Here is a 19,882-nt window from a genome sequence, read left to right as displayed (position 1 = left end):
CGGAGGCTCAGGCGGCCAGGCCCCGTTCGGCGGTCGCGTACGTGACGCCGTGGTCCGCGAGGACCTCGGCGACCGTGCCGGGCCGCGAGAGCAGGGCCAGCAGCAGGTGCAGGGTGCCGATGTGCCGGTCCTTGCGGCCCATGGAGATCCTCAGGGACTGCTCCAGCACCTTCTTCGCGCCCCCGGTGAAGGGGACGTGGCGCTGTTCGGGTGCCGGGCGCCCGAGGGCCGACAGGAGGGAGCCCGCGAGGGTCTTGCGGCGCGGGGCCGGAGCGGACAGGGCGCCCGCGCCGTGGGTCTCCTCGAACCGGGACACGATCGCGCCGAGGTCGATGCCGAGCCCGGCCAGCGCCTCCTCGTCGGCCCTCGACATGCCGCCGCGCCGCCGGGACTCGGCGAGGGCCGCGGTGACCGCCTCCCGGTCCACGCCGAGCGGATCCAGGGCGCCCCGGGTCAGCAGGGAGAGCAGCAGGTGTTCCTCGGCCACGGTGGCGGCGCCGGCCTGCCGGGCCTCGGCCACGGCCCCCGACACGGCGTCGCGGGCGTCCCGGGTGAAGCGTTCGAACATCACAGCCTCCCGTGTTTCTTGTGCACGGCCTGCCGGCTGACGCCCAGCTCGGCCGCGATCTCCTGCCAGGACCAGCCCTGCGCCCGGGCGCTGCGTACCTGTACGGCCTCCAGCTGCTCCAGCAGCCGCCGGAGCGCGGCCACGGCACGCAGGCCCACGCGGGGGTCCCGGTCTCCTGCTCGTTCGGCGAGATCGGTGGCTTCCGTCATGCATGTCAATGTAGGTTGACAGGGGAGGGGTGTCAACCCTGATTGACGGACGGCGGGGGAGGTCAGACCGTGAGCACGACCTTTCCGAACAGGTCGCCCGACTCCAGCTTCTCGAAGCCCTCGCGCGCCCGGTCCAGCGGCAGCACCTCGTCGATGACGGGCCGGACACCGGTGGCCGCGCAGAAGGACAGCAGGTCCTCCAGCTCGTCCTTGGTGCCCATGGTCGAACCGACGACCTTCAGCTCCAGGAAGAAGATCCGGGTCAGTTCGGCGTGCGCGGGCCGGTCGCCGCTGGTGGCGCCGGAGATCACCAGGGTCCCGCCGGGGCGCAGGCACTTGACCGAGTGCGACCAGGTGGCCGCCCCCACGGTCTCCATGACCGCGTCCATCCGGTGCGGGAGCCGCGCGCCCGGCTCGAAGGCCTCCACCGCGCCCAGTTCCACGGCCCGCGCGCGCTTGGCCGCGTCCCGGCTGGTGGCGAAGACCCGCAGGCCGGCCGCCTTGCCGAGGACGATCGCGGCGGTGGCGACCCCGCCGCCGGCGCCCTGGACGAGTACGGAGTCCCCGGGGCGGACCCCGGCGTTGGTGAAGAGCATCCGGTAGGCCGTCAGCCAGGCCGTGGGCAGGCAGGCGGCCTCCGCGAAGGACAGTTCGGCGGGCTTGCGCAGGACGTTCCAGGCGGGGACGGTCACCTGCTCGGCGAAGGTGCCCTGGTAGCGCTCGGTCAGGATCGACCGGGGCTCGTCGGGGCCGACTCCGTGGCCGCTCTGGCCGATCACGGAGTGCAGGACGACCTCGTTGCCGTCCTGGTCGGTTCCGGCGGCGTCGCAGCCGAGGATCATGGGGAGCTTGTCCCCGGAGAGTCCCACTCCGCGCAACGACCAAAGGTCGTGGTGGTTGAGCGAGGCGGCGCGGACGTTGACGGTCACCCAGCCCGGGCGGGCCTCGGGAGCCGGGCGTTCGCCCAGTACGAGGCCGCTCAGCGGCTGGTCACGGTCGATTCGGGCGGCGTAGGCAGCGAACATGCGGCGACGCTACCGCTCGGTAGGGCGCGGGTTCCAGAGCTACCGCCGCCGAGGTGGTGAGGCCTTCGTCGCACGGGCGGCGCGTGGAAACGGGCGGGGCCCGGCCGGATCGCTCCGGCCGGGCCCCGCCCGTACTGCTGTGGTGCGCGGATCAGGCCAGGCGGGCCACTCCGTCGGCCTTCGCCGCGGCGGCGACCGCGGCCGAGACGGCCTCGGCGACGCGCGCGTCGAACGGCGAGGGGATCACGTAGTCGGCCGCGAGCTCGTCGCCCACGACGCCGGCGATGGCGTCGGCGGCGGCGATCTTCATGCCTTCGGTGATCCGGGTCGCGCGGACCTTGAGGGCCCCGGCGAAGATGCCCGGGAAGGCCAGCACGTTGTTGATCTGGTTCGGGAAGTCCGAACGGCCCGTCGCCACGACCGCCGCGTACTTGTGCGCGACGTCCGGGTGGACCTCCGGGTTCGGGTTGGCCATGGCGAAGACGAACGCGTCCTTCGCCATCGAGGCCACCGCCGTCTCGGGGACCGTGCCGCCGGAGACGCCGATGAAGACGTCCGCGCCGACGAGAGCCTGCTCCAGCGAGCCGGTCTGGCCGGTGTTGTTCGTCAGGGCCGCGATCTCGGCCTTGACGTCGGTCAGGTCCGAGCGGTCCGCCGAGACGACGCCCTTGCGGTCCGTCACGCAGACGTCGCCGATGCCCGCGTCCACCAGGATCTTGGCGATCGCGATGCCCGCCGCGCCGGCACCCGAGATGACGGCCCGCAGGTCGCCGAGGGTGCGGCCGGTGAGCTTGGCGGCGTTGCGCAGGGCGGCCAGCGTCACGATCGCCGTGCCGTGCTGGTCGTCGTGGAAGATCGGGATGTCGAGCGCCTCCTGGAGGCGCCGCTCGATCTCGAAGCAGCGGGGGGCGGAGATGTCCTCCAGGTTCACCCCGCCGAAGGACGGGGCGAGACGGATGACCGTCTCGATGATCTCGTCCGTGTCCTTGGTGGCGAGCGCGATCGGAACCGCGTCGACACCGCCGAACTGCTTGAAGAGGATGGCCTTGCCCTCCATCACGGGGAGGGAGGCTTCCGGGCCGATGTCACCGAGTCCGAGCACGGCCGTGCCGTCGGTGACGACGGCGACCACGTTGGACTTCCAGGTGTATTCGTTCACCAGGTCCGGCTGCTCGGCGATGGCGCTGCACACCTTCGCCACGCCGGGGGTGTACGCGAGGGACAGGTCGTCCTTGTCGTGGACGGGCACGGTGGCCTGGATGGCCATCTTGCCGCCCCGGTGCAGTGCGAACACCGCGTCGGGGTTGTTGTCCGTCGCGCTGTCACTGCGAGGGTTGACGATCTCCGCTGCCACTGTGTGTGACCCCTTAAGTCCTTTGAATCGTTGAGGGTGGCCACTCCTGGTTAAGGGGTGGGCGGGCACCGCGTCCGGACTCCGCGTCGACGGTTGGCCCGTCTCCGCGGAGGGGAGGTTCGTACGCGCGGGCGCGCCGCACGCGCGCCCTGAGCCCCGGATGAGGGGTGTAAGGATCTGTTCTACCGGAAGAACGCTCGGCCAGACGAGTCGATTCCTGTTCGATCGTAGGCTCGTTGTCCCGGTTTTGGCTAAAAGTCCAAACCTCGCTGTCCAGCAGACGAGACGCGCCGCAAAAACTGAGGTGAAAGTGCCAGGTCACGGGCTTTTGTGCGGCCGTGACGGCCGTTGTCCGCAGTCCTGTTGGGTCTTCGGGGGCGCCCGTTATCTGATTTTGACCTGATGGGCAGCCTGAATGCGTCAGTCCGAATGGCAAGATGCCGTAATCACACAAGGTCGCGACACTCGATGGTGCGTGCCCCGACCGTTCTCGGATGCTTTTCCACCTGCCGGAGGAACCAGCTCATGACCGCAAGCACCACCCGTCGTACGACCGCCGCCCGGTCCCGGATCGCCGCGGTCGGCGCGATCGCGGTCACCGGTGCCCTGATCCTCACGGGCTGTGGCGACCAGACCGACTCTGGCTCCTCGACCCCCTCGGCCAAGACCGACAACAGCGCCCCGCTGTTCTCGAAGCTGCCGAAGAAGATCCAGGACGCCGGTGTCGTCAAGGTCGGCTCCGACACCGCCTACGCCCCGATGGAGTTCGTCGACGGCGGCAAGATCGTCGGTGTCGACCCGGACATCGCCGACGCCCTGGGCAAGCAGCTCGGTGTGAAGTTCCAGTTCACCTCCGGCACCTTCGACGGTCTCATCACCTCGCTGGAGACCGGCCGCCAGGACGTGGCCATGTCGTCGATCACCGACAACAAGAAGCGCCAGGAAGGCCTGGACGACAAGGGCGCCAAGATCGGCAAGGGCGTCGACTTCGTCGACTACTTCTCCTCCGGCGTCTCGCTGCTGGTCAAGAAGGGCAACCCGGACAACATCAAGTCGCTCGACGACCTCTGCGGCAAGACGGTCGCCGTCCAGCGCGGCACCACGTACGAGGACACCTTCAAGGCCCAGGCCGAGAAGTGCGGCGACAAGAAGCTCACCATCGAGGCCTTCGACACCGACGCCGAGGCGCAGACCCGCGTCAAGGCCGGCGGCGCCGTGGCCGACCTGAACGACTTCCCGGTCACCGCGTACACCGCGAAGACCTCGGGCGGCGGCAACGACTTCGAGGTCGCCGGCCAGCAGGCCGACGTCGGCCTCTTCGGCATCGCGGTCTCGAAGGAGAACACCCAGCTCCGCGACGCCATCAAGGAAGCCCTCGACGCCATCATCAAGGACGGCTCCTACGCCAAGGTCCTGGAGAAGTGGAACGTGAAGGACAGCGCGGTTCCGTCCGCCACGATCAACGCCGGCAAGTGATCCGAGCGCTCCACTGAAGGGCAGTCATTGTGACTGACAAGATCGACAAGGGTCCGGCCGCAACCCCGCCGGCCGGGCCCGGCGCCTCGGGCACCACCTACGAGGCCATCAAGGCCATCCCCGTCCGCCACTACGGCCGCTGGATCAGCGCCGTGGTCGTGGCGGTGCTGCTCGCCTGGCTCGTCTACGCCTTCTCCCAGGGCAAGATCATCTGGGCGACGGTCGGCGACAAGCTCTTCGACCCGGCGGTCCTCACGGGCCTCGGCAACACCATCATCATCAGCATCTCCGCCATGGCGCTGGGCCTCGTGCTCGGCATCCTGTTCGCGGTGATGCGGCTCTCGAACAACCCGGTCACGAGCTTCGTGTCCTGGCTCTACATCTGGTTCTTCCGCGGCACCCCGGTCTACGTGCAGCTGCTGGTGTGGTTCAGCCTCCCGCTGATCTTCCAGTACATCAACCTGGGTCCGATCTACAAGAACGAGACCGTCGACGTCATGACGCCGTTCATGGTCGCCCTGCTGGGCCTCGGCCTGAACGAGGGCGCCTACATGGCGGAGATCGTCCGTGCGGGCATCCAGTCCGTCGACGAGGGCCAGAGCGAGGCCTCGCACGCCCTCGGCATGACGCGGACGCAGACCATGCGCCGGGTCGTGCTGCCCCAGGCGATGCGCGTGATCATCCCGCCGACCGGCAACGAGTTCATCAACATGCTGAAGACCTCGTCCCTGGTCTCGGCGGTGCAGTACACCGAACTCCTGCGGGCCAGCTCCAACATCGGCAGCACCGCCGGTGCGGTCATCGAGATGTACTTCGTCGCCTCGATCTGGTACCTCGCCCTGACCAGCGTGTTCAGCGTCGGCCAGTACTACCTGGAGCGCCGCTACGCCCGCGGTTCGCTGCGGAGCCTGCCGCCCACGCCGTTCGAGCGCCTCAAGGCCAACCTGAACATGTTCCGCCGTACGGAGGTGGCGAAGTGACCGCCCAGCCGATGGTCAAGGCAGAAGGCGTCCACAAGTCGTACGGCGCCGCCCACATCCTCCGCGGCATCGACCTGGAGGTCGCGCCCCGGGAGGTCTTCTGCCTGGTCGGCCCGTCCGGCTCCGGCAAGTCGACCTTCCTGCGGTGCATCAACCACCTGGAGCGCATCAACGCCGGCCGGCTCTCGGTCGACGGCCAGCTGGTGGGGTACAAGCAGAAGGGCGACAAGCTCTACGAGCTGAAGGACAGCGAGGTCGCGGCCCAGCGCCGGGACATCGGCATGGTCTTCCAGCGCTTCAACCTCTTCCCGCACATGACGGCCATCGAGAACGTCATGGAAGCCCCGGTCATGGTCAAGGGCGAGTCCAAGGCGGTGGCGCGCGAGCGCGCCGTACGCCTCCTGGACCGTGTGGGCCTCGGCGACAAGGGCGGGAACTACCCCACCCAGCTCTCCGGCGGCCAGCAGCAGCGCGTGGCGATCGCCCGCGCGCTCGCCATGGAGCCGAAGCTGATGCTCTTCGACGAGCCCACCTCGGCGCTCGACCCGGAGCTGGTGGGTGACGTCCTCGACGTCATGCGGGACCTCGCCGACTCGGGCATGACCATGATCGTGGTCACGCACGAGATGGGCTTCGCCCGCGAGGTCGGCGACAACCTCGTGTTCATGGACGGCGGTGTGGTGGTCGAGTCCGGCAACCCGCGCGACGTCCTGGGCAACCCGCAGCACGACCGGACGAAGGCGTTCCTGTCCAAGGTGCTGTAAGCGGCACACAGCGGTACGCGGCAGCACGCAGCAGCGGCCCGCAGCGGTACGCGCACGACGCCGGAGGGGCGGTACGGGATCCCGTACCGCCCCTCCGGCGTTCCCGCCCGATTGCCTCCTTCAGATCTCCTACTTCAGACCTAGGACCAGCGCGTCCGACGGCGAGCGCCAGACGCTGCGGGCCTCCGCGAAGCCCGCCTCGCGCAGGATCCGGGCGTGCCAGGCCTCGTCGGGGGTGTCGCCGTCGGCGTGCTCCCCGTAGATCGCGAACCGGGCCTTCGTCGGCTCCGCCAGGACCGGGTCGGCCGCCGCCAGCTCCCACCACTCGCGCCAGTCCAGGACCCCGGCCGCCTTCTCCCGGTCCATGCCGGCGTGCCGATGGGCGCGCTCGGCGGCGCGGATGCGCGGGGTGGAGGGGTCGGGCATGTGATCGGCGTTCATGAACACCCCGCCCGGGCGGACCAGCGGCGCGATCTGCCCGTACAGCACCGCGAGGTCCGCGCTGTGGAGCCAGTGCAGGGCGGTCGCGGTCAGCACCGCGTCGTAGGAGTCGTAGGGGAGGGCCGCGCGCCAGTCCGGATCCTTGAGGTCGGCGGTGACGAAGGTGACCCGGTCGTCGCCCTCGAAGTGGCCCCGGGCGATCGTCAGCAGCGCCGGGTCGAGATCCAGCCCCGTGCTGACGGCCCGCGGGAACCGCCGGAGGAGCCGGTCCGTGATACTTCCCGTACCGCAGGCGAGATCCAGTACCCGGGGGGAGGGACCCACCAGTGCCTCGACCATGTCCAGCATCACCCGGAACCGCTCCTCGCGGTCGGGCATGTACCACTCCTGCTGCCGGTCCCAGCTGTCCTGCCAGGCCCCCCAGTCCGTACCGATCGCGCCAGTCACCGCGTCCGTCATCCTGAACCCCTCCATACGTAATACCCTCGAAGACGTATCAGCCGTTACAGCAGCTCGCGCTCACCCTAAACCGCAGCCGTAAGGACTACAAGTGGAACTGGCCCATTACTCGGACTACGCCGTGCGCCTGGTCAACACCGAGGAGCCGGCCCGCAACACGGACTCGCTCACCTCGGCGGACGACGTCCGCGCCCTCTTCGGGCCCAGCGTGCAGATGGCCCGCCGGGTCACCGACACCGACGTCACCCGCTTCCGCAACGTCCGCGGCCGGCTGCGCTCCGTCTTCGAAGCCGCCGACGGCGGCGACCACGTACTCGCCGTGGACCTGCTGAACTCCCTGCTCATGGAGTTCCCCGTCAGCCCGCAGGTCTCCGGCCACGAGCTCGTCGGCCCCGACGGACGGCCCGACTGGCACATCCACCTCGCCGACCACCCGTCCAACGCGTCGGCCGGCTACGCCGCCATCGCCTCCATGGGCCTGGCCTTCCACCTCACCGAGCACGGCCCCGACCGCCTCGGCCTGTGCCAGGCACCGCCCTGCCGCAACGCCTACCTCGACACCTCCACCAACCGCTCCCGGCGCTACTGCTCCGACCGCTGCGCCACCCGCGCCAACGTCGCCGCCTACCGCGCCCGCAAGCGGCTCGAAGCCGAGGAATCCGCGCGCAGCACGCGCAGCGCCGAGGCCGCCCAGGACAGCCGGGCCCTCAGCGAGCGCTGATCCGCCGCGCGCGGACGGACCCGCAGCACGGCCGTCGCCAGCACCAGGTCGGCGGGGACCGCCCCGTAGACGGTGCTGTCGCCGGACTCGTTGAACGGGTTGTCGCCGAGCATCCACCAGCCGCCCGGCCGGCGCTCGGCCGCCCGCTTGACCACCAGCAGGTCCTGCTGGAGGGGGTGCCGGAACACCACCACGTCACCCGGCCGGACCAGCGCCCCGTAACGGACCACGAGCCGGTCCCCGTGCAGCAGGGTCGGCACCATCGACGGGCCCGTCACCTCCACGACCTCGAAACGCGCCCGCGAGCGCCTGTTCTCCACCATCCGAGCCCTCCTCGTCCCACCCCGCATGCTGCCGCACGCCGCCGTACGTTCGCTCACCACACCTCGCACGAGCCTGGACTTTTGTCCTAAGCCCATGGGGGCGGCCGCGAATTCCGTTATCTCAGCGAGTAACCTCCCCTCTTGAGAAGACGATCACGAGGAGGACAAACTCCATGCTTTCCCGCCTCTTCGCCCCCAAGGCGAAGGTCTCCGCCCACTGTGACCTGCCCTGCGGCGTGTACGACCCGGCCCAGGCCCGTATCGAGGCCGAGTCCGTCAAGGCCGTCCAGGAGAAGTACCAGGCCAACGACGACGCGGACTTCCGCGCGCGCGCCATCACCATCAAGGAGCAGCGCGCCGAGCTCGCGAAGCACCACGTGTCGGTGCTGTGGAGCGACTACTTCAAGCCCCCGCACTTCGAGAAGTACCCCCAGCTCCACACCCTGGTCAACGACACCCTGAAGGCCCTCTCGGCCGCCAAGGCGTCCAACGACCCGGCGACCGGCGCCAAGGCCCTCGAACTGATCGCCGAGATCGACCGCATCTTCTGGGAGACCAAGGCCGCCTGATCCGGGCGCCCTGGGGACCTTCCCGCGCTGCCGGTCAGAGCGCACGTGACAACGGCCCGACTGCTTCGCGCAGCCGGGCCGTTGTCACGCGGAAGTCCGCTCCGCGCACACGCCGCGGCCCCCGGCCCCTAGCCTGTCGGTGACGAGCCGCGAGGAGAGGGGCAAGGCCGCCATGTCTTCCGAGTCTTCCGATGCCAAGGACCCGTACCGCGAACAGCTGGCCTTCGGCCAGAGAACGCAGATCCTGCGCACCCGGCGCGGCCTCACCCGCGACCAACTCGGCGGCCTCGTCGGCCGGTCCGGATCCTGGGTCAAAGCCGTCGAGACCGGCCGGCTGAAGACTCCGGCACTGCCGATGGTCCTGCGCATCGCCGAGGTGCTGCGCGTCCGGGACCTGTCCGACCTCACGGGCGACCAGTCCCTGCGCGTCAGCCTGTTCGCCGGCCCCGGGCACCCGCGGTTCGCCGCGGTCCGCGAGGCCCTCAACGCCCTCCAGCTCGGCCCCGGCCACGAGGCCCCGCCCGACGCCGAGCACCTGTCGGCCCGCCTCGCGCGGGCCTGGCGGGCCCGCCACTCGGCGCCGAACCACCGCGACGTCATCGGCTCGCTGCTGCCGGACCTGATCCGCGACGCGCGCGACGCGGTACGCCGGGCCGGCACGGTGGCCGACCGCAAGGCCGCCCAAGCCGCCCTGGCCGAGGTGTACTTCCTGGCCCAGTTCTTCTGCGCCTACCAGCCCGACGCCCCGCTCGTCTGGCGCGTGGCCGAGCGCGGCATGACGGCCGCGCAGGACTCCGAGGACCCGCACACGATCGGCCTCGCCGCATGGCTGACCACCCAGGCACACCGCGAGCGCGCGCACCTGGACGCCGCCGACGCCGTCACCCTGGAGACCCTCCGCTACCTGGAACCCATGCTTCCCGACGCCGGCACGGACGTGCGCGCGGTGGCCGGGGCGCTCACCGTCGAGGCCGGGCTGACGGCCGCCCGCCGCGGCGAGACCGGCACGGCCTGGCGGTACTGGGACCAGGCCCGGGCCCTGGCCGAATCCCTGCCCACCGGATACTTCCACCCCGTCACCAGCTTCTCCCGGGCGGTCATGGGCGCCCACGCCGTCACCGTCGCCGTCGAACTGCACGCGGGCGGGGAGTCCGCGCGACAGGCCGCCCGGGCGGAGGCCGACGCGATCCCGTCCCGGCCGCGCCGCGCCCGGCACCGGATCGAGCAGGCCCGCGCCTACCACCTCGACGGACAGCCCGACGCCGCCCTGGCCACCCTCGCGCAGGCCCACGAGGTGGCGCCGGAGACCGTCCAGTACAACGGCTACGCCCGCCGCATCATCCTGGAGGAGGCGGACGCGAAGAGCCCCGCCCGCCGCCGCCGGGCCTCCGAGCTCGCCTCCCGCCTCGGCCTGCTGACCGCCTGAACCGCCCGAACGGCCTGAACCGTCTGAACGGCGGACGAAGGGGCACGATCCGTGCCCGTGCCGCCACGCGAACACCCCTACCGTCGTCCCGACGACCCGTGACGACGGCAGGGAGTGACACCAGCGGTGACCCGGTCCACGATGGCGAGCTGGCTGACCGGCAGCCACGACCAGCCCGAGCAAGTCCGCACGCAATGGCGCGAGCGCGGGATCGTGCTCCTCCCCATCGGCCGGACCTTCGACGCCGTCCGGCTGCCGGAGCGGCTCGTCTTCGCGGCCCTCGGCACGGCAGGGCGCGACTTCGCGCAGACCGACTCCGGGCTGGAGGAGAGCCTCGGCGGCCCCGTCATCCACGACGGCCACGGCCGGAACTACTACGCCCTCGTCCCGCCCGGCACCGTACGAGAGTGGAGCTGCGCCGCCCCGGGCGTCGAGTGCCTCGGCTCCGGCACGTACTTCGGCGTCCCGGACCCCGGCGTACGGGAGTACGGCGCCACCCACCCCGTGTACTGGGCCACCCTCGGCGGCGGCTCCCGGTTCTGCGACCCGGCGTCCGTGGCGCTCCTCGTCCGCGCGGGCGCCGCCCGCCTCGCGGAGGACGAGCACCGTATCCTCCGGGAGCGCTGAATCCCCCGGGCCCCGGCTCGATCAGGCCAGCCGGCGCGCGGCCGCCCGACCGGCGGCCGCGGCCCGCGCGGGGGCGGCGGCCGGAGCCGGCCGGGGGCGGCGGGGACACCTGCGAGGTGCCCCGGGGCTACTCCTCGTCCTCGTCCTCGTCGTCGAGGCGGGCCAGCCAGGTGGCCAGGCGCTCGACCGGGACCTCGAAGTCCGGGTTCAGGTCGACGAAGGTGCGGAGCTGCTCGGCGAGCCACTCGAAGGTGACCTCCTCCTCGCCGCGCCGCTTCTCCAGCTCCTCGATGCCGCGATCGGTGAAGTACAAGTCGGGCTCCGTGCCGTGTCGTGGTGGGGGTGTTTCCCGCCAGGATAATCCGCCTGCCGGCGACACCTCCCGCCGTCCCCCGCCCCGGCGCTAGCCTGGACGTTCTCGGTGGGGCGAGCGGGGGGCGGGGGTCTGGGGATGCCTGATGGGCGCACGGCCGGCTCCGCGCGCGCCTTCGAGCTCCTGGAGCCCCTCGTCCGGGCGGCCACGGTACGCGTCCACGCGCCCCCGGGAGGGTATGAGAACCCCGGCAACGACGGGACCGGACCCACCTGGGGCAGCGGCTTCTTCATCGCCCCCGGCTGGGTCCTGACGTGCGCGCACGTGGTCGGCGAAGGGGGTGCTGCGGTGCGTCTCACGGGGCGTGAGGTCGGCATCACCTTCTTCTCCGGGCCGTCCGCCGGCGGCGCCGGAACCACCGGCACGGTCGCGGGCCGGGTCGAATGCGTCCTGCCGGACCGGCTTGAGGAGCGGCGGCCCGGGCGGCGGGCCCTGTGGGACCTGCCCGACCTGGCCCTCGTACGGGTCCTCTCACCCGTCTCCCACGCCTGCGTCTGGCTGACCGACCGCGCCCGCCCCCGCCTCGACGACGCCGCGTACTTCGGCTGCACCGAGGAACTCGGCATCCGCGAGATCACCGGCCGCACCACCCGCCTGCGCGGCACCGCAGGGAACGGCGCCGCGATCCGCCTCGGCGACGACGACGAGATCGAGGCCGGTATGTCCGGCGGACCCGTCGTCGACCTCGCCCGAGGAGAGGTTGTCGGCGTGGTCAAGGCCCGGCGCAGCGCCGGCGGGGGCGGCCTCGCCGTCTCCGTCTCCCAGTTACGCACCCTGCCCCTCCCGGCCAACGGCCAGACCGGCCTCTACCGCCGGGTCATGCAGGCCCACGACCTGTACCACTACGACCGCCACCACAGCGACCTCGACAGCCGCCGCACCTGGACCGACGTCCACGACGAACTCCCCGACGCCGAAGCCGACCGCTTCGGCGGACGCGGCCGGCTCACCCCCGGCGAGCGCACCACCCTGTGCGGGCTCCTCGCCGAACTCCCGCCGCCCGGCTCCTCCGAAGCCGTCCGGGAACTCGCCGAGCAGGCCCGGGGCGAGGAACCCGACACGGGACTGCCCGCCCCCCTCAGCTGGCGCGACGGACTCGGACTGCTGCACGACCCGCCCGGCGCGGGCGGCGAAGCCGCCGCGATGCTCCGCTACGCCACGGACGTGAGCGTCGCCGACCACCGCGAGCCACCGTCCCCGGGCGCCGACGAGGAACTGTGGGACTGGGTACGGGTCACCGCGGAGCGGCTCTGGCGGCCGCTGCGGCGCGAGCTGGGGGAGCGCCACGACCAGGGCCTTGCCGCGCGGGAACGCCGCCGCAGGGCCCGCGCCGGCCAGGCCGTCCACGGCCCCGCCCGGCGCTCCGGCGGGCTGCCCCCGGGCCCCTCGGTGCTGCTGGAGGTGTGGGCCCACGGCTGGGAGGACGTCTACGACTGGCGGGTCTCGGTACTGGCCGGCCCGGCCCGGCCCGGCCGCGTCACCCCCGTGGCCGCCGGCGTACGGGCCACCCCGGCCGCTCTCCCCGACGCCCTCCGGGCCCCGCTCGCCGAAGGGTTCCGGCGCTGCGACACCCACGAGGCCCCCGCCCTGCTGGAAGTGGCGGTGGCACCCGAACTGTTCGGGCTCCCCGTCGACACGTGGACGGTGGCGGGCGGCGTGCCCCTGGGCGTCCAGCGGCCCGTCGTGCTCCGCCACCCGGCCGGCCCCGACGACACCCCCGCGGCCGCCCGGCGCTGGGCGCGCGTACAGGCCGGGCCCCTGCTGGACCAGCGGGCCGACTGCGCGCGCGGGCGGCCCCGCAGCCCCTCGCCGCAGTGGCTGGCCGGCCTCTTCGACAACACCGTGCCGGTGCTCTGCCGGACCCCGGACGCCGATCCGACCCTGGGCGCGCTGCACTTTGTACACGACGCCGGCTACGGGGTGGCGGTGTGCCGCAGACCCCCCGGGGACCCGGGGGCGTCCTGCGCGCCCTTCCACCGCGGGCTGCGCGAGGAACTGGCCGACGCCGGACGCGGCGCCGTCCTGCCGCTGCGGCTCCAGGCCCTGCGCGCACGGGCCCACGGGGCCGACCCGGACGCGTACTGGGCGGCCGGAACGGCACTCGTCTGGCAGGACCCGGCACGTGCCCTGCCCGAGGACGAGCCACTGCAGGGCGATCTGTGAGCCGGGGGGAACCCGCGCACCGGGGCCGTGCGCGGGCCGGGGGCATCCGCGGGCCGGCCCGGACCGGGCCGGGCGGCCGGTGCGGGCTTCGAGGGAGGGAACAGCCGTGAACGACGAATGGCTCATCTACCGTGGCGTGGGCGAACCCCACGACGGGATCGACGCGCTGCCCGACCCGCCGCCCTGGCGGGACTTCGACGGCGGCCCCGTCACCGAACCCTGCGGGGCGGCCGCCGCCCCCGACGGGAACGTGGCCCGCCGCCTGGGCGCCCACCGGCAGGCCGCCGAACTGCACCGGCCGGAACCGGAGGAACTGGAAGCCGTCAACGCGGCCCTCTACCTGCGCAGGCCGCTCCTCGTCACCGGCTATCCCGGAACCGGCAAGTCCACCCTCGCGCACGCCGTCGCGCACGAGCTGAAACTGGGCCGCGTGCTGCGCTGGCCGGTGGTCTCGCGGACCGTGCTCCAGGAGGGCCTCTACCGCTACGACGCCCTCGCCCGCCTCCAGGACGTCCAGATCGCGGCGGGCGGCGGCACCGGTACGGGCGGCGGCGGGGGCCCCGCCGACGGAATCGGGAAGTACATCCGCCTCGGCCCGCTCGGAACGGCCCTGCTCCCCACCGCGAAACCCCGCGTCCTGCTCATCGACGAGCTCGACAAGAGCGACATCGACCTGCCCAACGACCTCCTGAACGTCCTGGAGGAAGGCGAGTTCACCCTCCCCGAGCTGGAACGCGTCGCCGACACCGAACCCGAGGTACGGGTCCTCACCGACGACGGGGCCCGGGCGACCGTCCGCGACGGCCGGGTCCGCTGCCGGGCCTTCCCGTTCATCATCCTCACCAGCAACGGGGAACGGGACTTCCCCGCCGCCCTGCTGCGCCGCTGCATCCAGCTCAAGCTCGGCCAGCCCGGCGAGAAACGCCTCGCCACCATGGTCCGGGCCCACCTCGGCGAGGAGGCCGCCCAGCTCGGGGCCGACCTGATCCGCGAGTTCCTCAGCCGCTCCCGCACCGAGCTCGTCGCCGCCGACCAGCTCCTCAACGCCATCTACCTCACCCACTACGCCGCCCCGCCCACCCGGGAAGACCTCGCCGACCTGCTCATCCAACGCCTCGACCGTCCGAGGTGAGCGCCCGTGCCCGCAGCCGTACCACCACCCCCCGACCCGGAGGTCCGCGCCCTCGCCGGGCTGCTGCGGGCCGCCGGGCTCGACCCGTCCGCCGAGGAACTCGCCGACGCCCTGTGGCTGGCCGCACGGACCCGCCCGCCCGAGCCGTCCGGGCCCTCCGTACCGTCCGCGCCGGGCGCCGGAGCCCCCGCCCCGGACGCGGGCGCCGGACGGCCACCGGAGGCGGCGGCACCGGAGGCCGGGACGCCCCCGGAGGAGGAGCCGCCGGAGCACGTACCGCCCGACCCGGAAGCCGAGGATCCCGTCAGGCTGTACGCCGCCGGGCCGGGCCTGCCCGCCGACCCCGATGCGGAAGCACGGCTTCCGATCGGCGACGCCCTGCCCGTACGGGTCCCCGGCGCGGCCGCGCTGCCCCGGATCCTCGACATCCAGCGGGCCCTGCGCGCCCTTCAGCGACACCGCCCGCCCGGCCCGCCCACCCGCACCGTCCTCGACGAGGCCGCCACCGCCGAGGCCAGCGCCCGCGCCCTCGGACTGGTCATCCCCGTCTTCCGGCCGGAGAGCCGCCGCGAGGCGACCGTACGCCTGGTCATGGACGCCTCCCCGTCCATGGCGGTCTGGCAGGAGATGTTCGAGGAACTCCGGTCGGTCTGCGAACGGCTGGGCGCCTTCCGCGACGTCCAGGTGCACCGCCTCCACCGCCTCCCGGACGGCACCCCGGCCGTCGGCCGCGGCCCCGCCGCCGGCGTCGGACTCCGCTCCGGGGACCAGCTGCGCGACCCCACCGGACGGGCCCTGACCATGGTGGTGTCCGACTGCGCCGGGCCCCTGTGGCGCGAGGGCGAGGCCCAGCGGCTGCTGTACCGCTGGGCCCAGTGCACCCCCTGCGTGGTCGTCCAGCCGCTGCCGCAACGCCTGTGGAGCCGCAGCTGGCTGCCCACCGAACGCGGGGTGCTGGAGCGCACCGAGGGCGGAACCGGCGGTGCGGGCGGCGGCCAGCGGCTGAGGTTCCGCCCGGACCGGGCGCCGCGCCCCGGCCGCCCCACCGGCGGGCTGACCGTGCCCGTGCTCCCGCCGAACGCGAAGGCCCTCGGCGCCTGGGCCCGGCTCGTCGCCGGGCTCGGTACCGGCCCCGTACCGGCCGAGGTGGGGCGGGTGCTGGCCCGCCATCCCGCCGCCCCCGTCCCGCTGCCCCGGACCGTACGGCCGCCGCGCGAGCTGGTGCGCCGCTTCCGGGCCTCGGCCGGGCCCGGCGCCGTACAGCTCGCCGTGTACCTGTCGGCGGCGCCCCTGACCCTGCCCGTGATGCGGCTCGTGCAGCGCACGATGCTGCCCGACTCCGAGCCCTCCGACCTGGCCGAGGTGCTGTTGAGCGGGCTGCTGCGGCGCAGCGGGGAGGCCCCCGGCCCGTGGTACGAGTTCGTCCCCGGCGTACAGGACGTCCTGCTCGGGCCGCTCGGCCGGGACGAGGCCGCGCTGGTGCTCAAGCACTGCTCCGAGTACGTCCTGGCCCACTTCGGGCGCGGCGTACGGAACTTCCCCGCGCTCGCCGTCTCCCAGCTCACCGGGGTCGCGCCGACGGATCCGGAGCCGGAGGGCAGGCCTGCGGGGAGGCTCCCGCAGGCGTTCGCGCACGTCTCCGCGAAGGTCGTACGCCGCTACCTGCCGGGCCCGCCCGAAGAGGACCCCCCGCCGGGGCCCGGCACCGGCCCCGAGCCCGGGCCCCGGCCCGGCGCGCCCGCGCCGGCGGGGCGGGCCCGGACCGTACGGGCCGCCTACGACCGCCTCGCGGACGGCGACGCCCGGGCCCCCCACGAGGCCGCGGCCCTGCTGCGGCGGGCCGTCGCCGCGCCCGCCGGCCCCGACGACCCGCCGGAGGAGGCGGAGACCGCGCTGGCCGGTGCGCTGCTCGCGCTGTGGACGGCGCAGCGGGACCCCGAACTCCTCGACGAGGCGGAAGGGGCCGTGACCGGGCTGCGCACCCCGCCGGCGCGGTTCCTGCTGGGCCGGGTGCTGTACGAGCGGGCCTTGGCGGGCGGGGGAGACACGGAACTACTGGCCGCCGCCGACCGGGAGTTCGCCACCGCGGCCGCCGCCGCGACGGACCCCGACCTGCGGCGGGACTGCGTGGTGCGCCGCTCGCGCACCCTGATCCGGCTGTCCGCCCTCCACGCCGACCCGGGCCCGCTGAGGGAGGCCCGGACCGCGCTGGAGGCCCTGATCCTGGCGGACGGGAACCCGGGGGCGCCGGCCCAGGACGGCCGGGCCCTGCGGGGCGGGACCCTGCGGGGCGGGGGCGTGGCGGGCGGGGGCGGTGGCGCGGGGGCGTCTTCGGGCGGTTTCGGCGCCGGCGGGGCCTCCACGGACGGGGTCCCCACGGACGGGGACGCCCCGGGTGCGGATCCCGGGGGTGCGGACTCCGAGGCCGGGGCGCCTGCTGTCGAAGGGCCCCGGGGCGGGGAGCCGGCGCCCGCGGAGTCCCCGGGCGGGGCCTCCGAGGCCCGGGAGCCGGCGGCCGGGGGCGCCTCGGGCGGGTCCCCCGCGGAGGGGGAGGCCTCCGCAGGGGCCGCCGTGGCCGGCGAGCGGGCGGCCGAGGAGTCGGTGGTCGGGGGTTCCTCGGGCGGGGCGTCCGCGGGTGGGGACTCCTCCGCCGAGCTCTCCGTGGCCGGGGAGTCGCTGCCCGGAGGCGCCCCGCGCGGCGACTCTGCGGGCGGCGATTCTGCGGGCGGGGGTGCTGCGGTGGGGGCCCTCCCCGGTGCGGCGTTGGTGGCCGGGCCGCCGGACGGAGACGCCGCGCACCCCGAACTGCGCCTGGCCCTGGGCCGGGTACTGCTGGCCCTGCTCCCGCACACCACGGTCCGGAGCGAGCGCACGGCCCTCGCCACCGAGTCCGCCGCGCACCTCGCGGCAGCCCTGAACTGGCTCCTGGCCGGGGCTCCCGCCCGGCGGGATGACGGGGTGGACGCCGGAGGGGAGCTGCCGGGGCGTCCGGGCCGGGGTGGAGCGGTGCCCGGAACGGCGGCGGGCCCGGCCGGTTCGGGTTCGGGGGACGGCGGAGCGGAGGCCGGTCCGGCGGAGGGTCCCGGGGCGGGGGAGGAGCCTTCCTGGAGGCCCCGGACCCAGGCGGCGGGCAACGCCTCCGGGCGACGGGGCGAGCTTCCAGTACCAGGGCCGGTACCGCCGACACGTGAGGGGCTCGGTGACGAAGAGGAGCCGGCGGAACCCGCCCCCGGGGCGGGCTCCGGGGACAGCGGGGCGCTGTCCGGGAGCCCGCAGGACCCGGCGCGCGGCGGGGGCCAGGAGAACGGCCCGCTGGAGGCATCCGGCCCGGGAGCGGCGCCCCCCGGACCGTCGCAGGCTCCGCGGGGTGACTCCGGCGGTACCGGTTCGAGGCGCGGCGGAGCCGGCCCGGCCCCCGATGCCGGAAGGGACCTCTCCGGGCGCCCGCAGGACCCGGCGAACTCCGCTTCACCGGTGGCCCCGGCCATCGGGCCGGGACCCTCGGGGCCAGCGGATCGTCCGGCTCCCTCGGTCCCGGGCGGCGGCGCGGCGGGGGAGCCCGCCGGGCGGTCGCAGGGTCCGGCGGGTGCGGCGGGCTCGGCTGCGCCGGTGGATCCGGCCATCGGGCCGGGACCCTCGGGGTCGGCGGCTCGTCCGGCTCCCTCGGTCCAGGGCGGCAGCGCACCGAGGGAGCCCTCCGGGCGGTCGCAGGGTGCGGCGGGCTCGGCTGCGCCGGTGGGTCCGGCCGGCGGGCCGGGGCCCTCAGGGTCGGCGGCTCGTCCGGCTCCCTCGGTCCCGGGCGGCAGCGCACCGGGGGAGCCCTCCGGGCGGTTGCAGGGTCCGGCGGGTGGGGCGGGCTCGGCTGCGCCGGTGGATCCGGCCGACGGGGCGGGGCTGCCGGGGTCGGCGGATCGTCCGGCTCCCTCGGTCCCGGGCGGCAGCGCGGCGGGGGAGCCTTCCGGGCGGTCGCAGGGTGCGGCGGGTGGGGGTGGGGCGGTGCCCGCCTCCGGGGTGACGGAAGGGGCCGGGGGGTCGGGGGCGCCGGGGCGGGGCGGGGTTCCGGCCGAGGGGCGGCAGCTGGTGGGGGGTCACCGAGGCCCCGGGTTCCTGGGCGCCGGCCTGCGCCTGTTCATGCCCGTGACGCGGATCCGGCCGGCGCGGGTCCGGGTGGAGCTGGCCACCGCGCTGCGGTACCTGCCCGGGCGGCTGGAGGAGGCCGCCGGGCAACTGGCGCGGGCGCTGGAAGAGGCCGCCGGGGACCCCGAACTGCGCCTGGCCGGCCTGCTGTGCCTCGCCCGCGTGCACCGGGCCCGGTACGCCCGAGACGCGGATCCGGCCGCGCTGGAGGCGGCGGCAGAGGTGTACGGGCGGGCCCGCGGGCTCGTCCCCCGGGACGGCGCGGCCTTCGCGGAGCTGCTGCGCGAGTGGGGCGACGTACTCCTGGAGCGGGCGCGGGCCTCGGACGGGCGGCGGTTCGTCTCCACCGCCGTGCGCGTGCTCCGCGAGAGCCGCTCCGCGGTGCCGCAGTCCGACCCGGGATCCGCGCACCGGCTGCTGCGGCTGGCGGCCGGGCTGCGCCTGCGGCACGCCTACGAGGGGGACCTGGTCGACCTCCGGGAGGCGGAGTACCTGCTGGAGCTGGCCGCCCGCCAGGGCCAAGGACCCCTCGACCGGGCCCGCGCCTGGCGGGAGCACGGGGACGTCCAGCAGGAGATCCACGCCCACACCCGTACCGCGGACCGGCTCGACCGGGCCGCGGACTCCTACCGCCGCGCCTGGCGCGCCGCGCTGGAGGCCGACCGGGAGGACCGGGCCGGCATCGCCCTCCAGCTCGCCGTCCGGGTCCAGGAGCTGCGCGGTGAGGTGCTGGAACGGCTGGCCCGGCCCCGGGCCGCCCTGGACGCCTACCGGTCCGCGCTGGAGCTCTGGCAGCGCCTCGACCCGCAGCCGCCGGTCCCCCCGCACGCCCCCGGGCCCGACGGCCCGGAGGACACCCGGCAGGAGCCGCCGCCCGCCACGCGGCCGGACGCGGGGCCCGGCCCCGAGCACGGCGGCCCGCACGCCCCCGCGCAGGACGGCCCGTACGACAGCGAACCCGGCACCGAACCCGGCACCGGCACCGGCACCGGCCCCGCCGCCCCGCCGGGGGACCGGCACACCGACCCGCCCGACGCCCGGCCGGGCCAAGGCGCGAGGGACCGGCGGCGGGCGCTGATCGCGCGGATACGGCTCCTGGAGGGCGGCACGTGAGCCGTTTCCGCCCGGCGGGCGA

The 19,882-nt window shown here is 74.4% G+C and carries 17 protein-coding genes; 10 read left to right on the top strand and 7 right to left on the bottom strand.

The window, feature by feature from the left end; translation table 11 throughout:
• Positions 1-7: 7 nt before the first annotated feature.
• From AC07B0_RS07720 to AC07B0_RS07705, 4 genes are all read right to left on the bottom strand, one after another.
• Entirely contained in the window at positions 8-568 is a 561-nt protein-coding gene (locus AC07B0_RS07720; protein ID WP_469376798.1) for a Clp protease N-terminal domain-containing protein, read from the bottom strand.
• Complete coding sequence (locus AC07B0_RS07715) at positions 568-777, bottom strand: helix-turn-helix domain-containing protein (RefSeq protein ID WP_042818984.1); 210 nt, start codon at positions 775-777, stop codon at positions 568-570. The genes AC07B0_RS07720 and AC07B0_RS07715 overlap by 1 nt, the downstream gene beginning before the upstream one ends.
• Positions 778-839: 62 nt before the next feature.
• Positions 840-1,802 carry a zinc-binding dehydrogenase gene (locus AC07B0_RS07710; RefSeq protein ID WP_356875725.1) on the bottom strand — a complete coding sequence of 321 codons (963 nt, stop codon included), beginning with the start codon at positions 1,800-1,802 and terminating at the stop codon, positions 840-842.
• 151 nt (positions 1,803-1,953) lie between these two features.
• The gene (locus tag AC07B0_RS07705; RefSeq protein ID WP_478897287.1) at positions 1,954-3,156 is read right to left on the bottom strand and encodes an NAD(P)-dependent malic enzyme; all 1,203 of its coding nucleotides are present in this window, start codon (positions 3,154-3,156) and stop codon (positions 1,954-1,956) included.
• A 525-nt stretch (positions 3,157-3,681) separates the two neighbouring features.
• Here AC07B0_RS07705 and AC07B0_RS07700 point away from each other — a divergent pair.
• The 3 genes from AC07B0_RS07700 to AC07B0_RS07690 are packed head-to-tail and all read left to right on the top strand — an operon-like array spanning position 3,682 to position 6,376.
• Positions 3,682-4,632, top strand: a complete 951-nt coding sequence (locus AC07B0_RS07700; protein WP_356875721.1) for an ABC transporter substrate-binding protein — start codon at positions 3,682-3,684, stop codon at positions 4,630-4,632.
• 29 nt (positions 4,633-4,661) lie between these two features.
• The gene (locus tag AC07B0_RS07695) at positions 4,662-5,612 is read left to right on the top strand and encodes an amino acid ABC transporter permease (RefSeq protein ID WP_467290421.1); all 951 of its coding nucleotides are present in this window, start codon (positions 4,662-4,664) and stop codon (positions 5,610-5,612) included.
• 11 nt (positions 5,613-5,623) lie between these two features.
• A complete protein-coding gene (locus tag AC07B0_RS07690) occupies positions 5,624-6,376 on the top strand; it encodes an amino acid ABC transporter ATP-binding protein (protein WP_356875750.1) in 753 nt (250 codons plus the stop codon).
• A gap of 129 nt (positions 6,377-6,505) precedes the next feature.
• Here the strand turns inward: AC07B0_RS07690 and AC07B0_RS07685 are convergent, their stop codons facing one another.
• The gene (locus AC07B0_RS07685; protein WP_478897285.1) at positions 6,506-7,276 is read right to left on the bottom strand and encodes a class I SAM-dependent methyltransferase; all 771 of its coding nucleotides are present in this window, start codon (positions 7,274-7,276) and stop codon (positions 6,506-6,508) included.
• A 91-nt stretch (positions 7,277-7,367) separates the two neighbouring features.
• Here AC07B0_RS07685 and AC07B0_RS07680 point away from each other — a divergent pair, with 91 nt between their 5' ends.
• Positions 7,368-7,997 (top strand): CGNR zinc finger domain-containing protein, encoded by a 630-nt coding sequence (locus tag AC07B0_RS07680; protein ID WP_356875717.1) that lies wholly within the window; start codon positions 7,368-7,370, stop codon positions 7,995-7,997.
• Here AC07B0_RS07680 and sodX read toward each other — a convergent pair.
• Entirely contained in the window at positions 7,901-8,320 is a 420-nt protein-coding gene (gene sodX, locus AC07B0_RS07675) for a nickel-type superoxide dismutase maturation protease (RefSeq protein ID WP_356875715.1), read from the bottom strand. The two genes, AC07B0_RS07680 and sodX, sit on opposite strands and share 97 nt — an antisense overlap.
• Before the next feature lie 173 nt (positions 8,321-8,493).
• On the opposite strand from sodX, the gene sodN reads away from it, so the two are divergent.
• The 3 genes from sodN (at position 8,494) to AC07B0_RS07660 (ending at position 10,942) form a co-directional block, all read left to right on the top strand.
• Positions 8,494-8,889 carry a superoxide dismutase, Ni gene (sodN, locus tag AC07B0_RS07670; protein ID WP_030709803.1) on the top strand — a complete coding sequence of 132 codons (396 nt, stop codon included), beginning with the start codon at positions 8,494-8,496 and terminating at the stop codon, positions 8,887-8,889.
• Positions 8,890-9,061: 172 nt separating this feature from the next.
• Positions 9,062-10,315, top strand: a complete 1,254-nt coding sequence (locus AC07B0_RS07665) for a helix-turn-helix domain-containing protein (RefSeq protein ID WP_478897283.1) — start codon at positions 9,062-9,064, stop codon at positions 10,313-10,315.
• A 126-nt stretch (positions 10,316-10,441) separates the two neighbouring features.
• Positions 10,442-10,942 carry a hypothetical protein gene (locus AC07B0_RS07660; protein WP_478897281.1) on the top strand — a complete coding sequence of 167 codons (501 nt, stop codon included), beginning with the start codon at positions 10,442-10,444 and terminating at the stop codon, positions 10,940-10,942.
• A 127-nt stretch (positions 10,943-11,069) separates the two neighbouring features.
• Here AC07B0_RS07660 and AC07B0_RS07655 read toward each other — a convergent pair whose 3' ends face one another.
• Positions 11,070-11,255, bottom strand: coding sequence for a DUF6104 family protein (locus AC07B0_RS07655; protein WP_030190019.1), 186 nt, complete (start codon positions 11,253-11,255; stop codon positions 11,070-11,072).
• Positions 11,256-11,393: 138 nt separating this feature from the next.
• On the opposite strand from AC07B0_RS07655, the gene AC07B0_RS07650 reads away from it, so the two are divergent.
• The 3 genes from AC07B0_RS07650 (at position 11,394) to AC07B0_RS07640 (ending at position 19,860) form a co-directional block, all read left to right on the top strand.
• Positions 11,394-13,478: a VMAP-C domain-containing protein gene (locus tag AC07B0_RS07650; RefSeq protein WP_478897279.1), complete on the top strand. Its 2,085-nt coding sequence runs from the start codon at positions 11,394-11,396 to the stop codon at positions 13,476-13,478.
• A 106-nt stretch (positions 13,479-13,584) separates the two neighbouring features.
• Positions 13,585-14,610 (top strand): AAA family ATPase, encoded by a 1,026-nt coding sequence (locus tag AC07B0_RS07645; RefSeq protein WP_356875707.1) that lies wholly within the window; start codon positions 13,585-13,587, stop codon positions 14,608-14,610.
• A 6-nt stretch (positions 14,611-14,616) separates the two neighbouring features.
• Positions 14,617-19,860, top strand: a complete 5,244-nt coding sequence (locus tag AC07B0_RS07640) for an SAV_2336 N-terminal domain-related protein (RefSeq protein ID WP_478897277.1) — start codon at positions 14,617-14,619, stop codon at positions 19,858-19,860.
• Positions 19,861-19,882 lie beyond the last annotated feature (22 nt).

This window comes from Streptomyces sp. NPDC044704, assembly GCF_056433525.1.
The sequence above is the reverse complement of the archived record's forward strand: the minus strand, read 5'-3'. Positions and strand labels throughout refer to the sequence as shown.

What these genes read in the sequence shown, in the direction of transcription:
- AC07B0_RS07720 (WP_469376798.1), bottom strand. Translation starts at nt 568, where the DNA reads ATGTTCGAACGCTTCACCCGGGACGCCCGCGACGCCGTGTCGGGGGCC.
- AC07B0_RS07715 (WP_042818984.1), bottom strand. Translation starts at nt 777, where the DNA reads ATGACGGAAGCCACCGATCTCGCCGAACGAGCAGGAGACCGGGACCCC.
- AC07B0_RS07710 (WP_356875725.1), bottom strand. Translation starts at nt 1,802, where the DNA reads ATGTTCGCTGCCTACGCCGCCCGAATCGACCGTGACCAGCCGCTGAGC.
- AC07B0_RS07700 (WP_356875721.1), top strand. Translation starts at nt 3,682, where the DNA reads ATGACCGCAAGCACCACCCGTCGTACGACCGCCGCCCGGTCCCGGATC.
- AC07B0_RS07690 (WP_356875750.1), top strand. Translation starts at nt 5,624, where the DNA reads ATGGTCAAGGCAGAAGGCGTCCACAAGTCGTACGGCGCCGCCCACATC.
- AC07B0_RS07685 (WP_478897285.1), bottom strand. Translation starts at nt 7,276, where the DNA reads ATGACGGACGCGGTGACTGGCGCGATCGGTACGGACTGGGGGGCCTGG.
- sodX (WP_356875715.1), bottom strand. Translation starts at nt 8,320, where the DNA reads ATGGTGGAGAACAGGCGCTCGCGGGCGCGTTTCGAGGTCGTGGAGGTG.
- sodN (WP_030709803.1), top strand. Translation starts at nt 8,494, where the DNA reads ATGCTTTCCCGCCTCTTCGCCCCCAAGGCGAAGGTCTCCGCCCACTGT.
- AC07B0_RS07665 (WP_478897283.1), top strand. Translation starts at nt 9,062, where the DNA reads ATGTCTTCCGAGTCTTCCGATGCCAAGGACCCGTACCGCGAACAGCTG.
- AC07B0_RS07650 (WP_478897279.1), top strand. Translation starts at nt 11,394, where the DNA reads ATGCCTGATGGGCGCACGGCCGGCTCCGCGCGCGCCTTCGAGCTCCTG.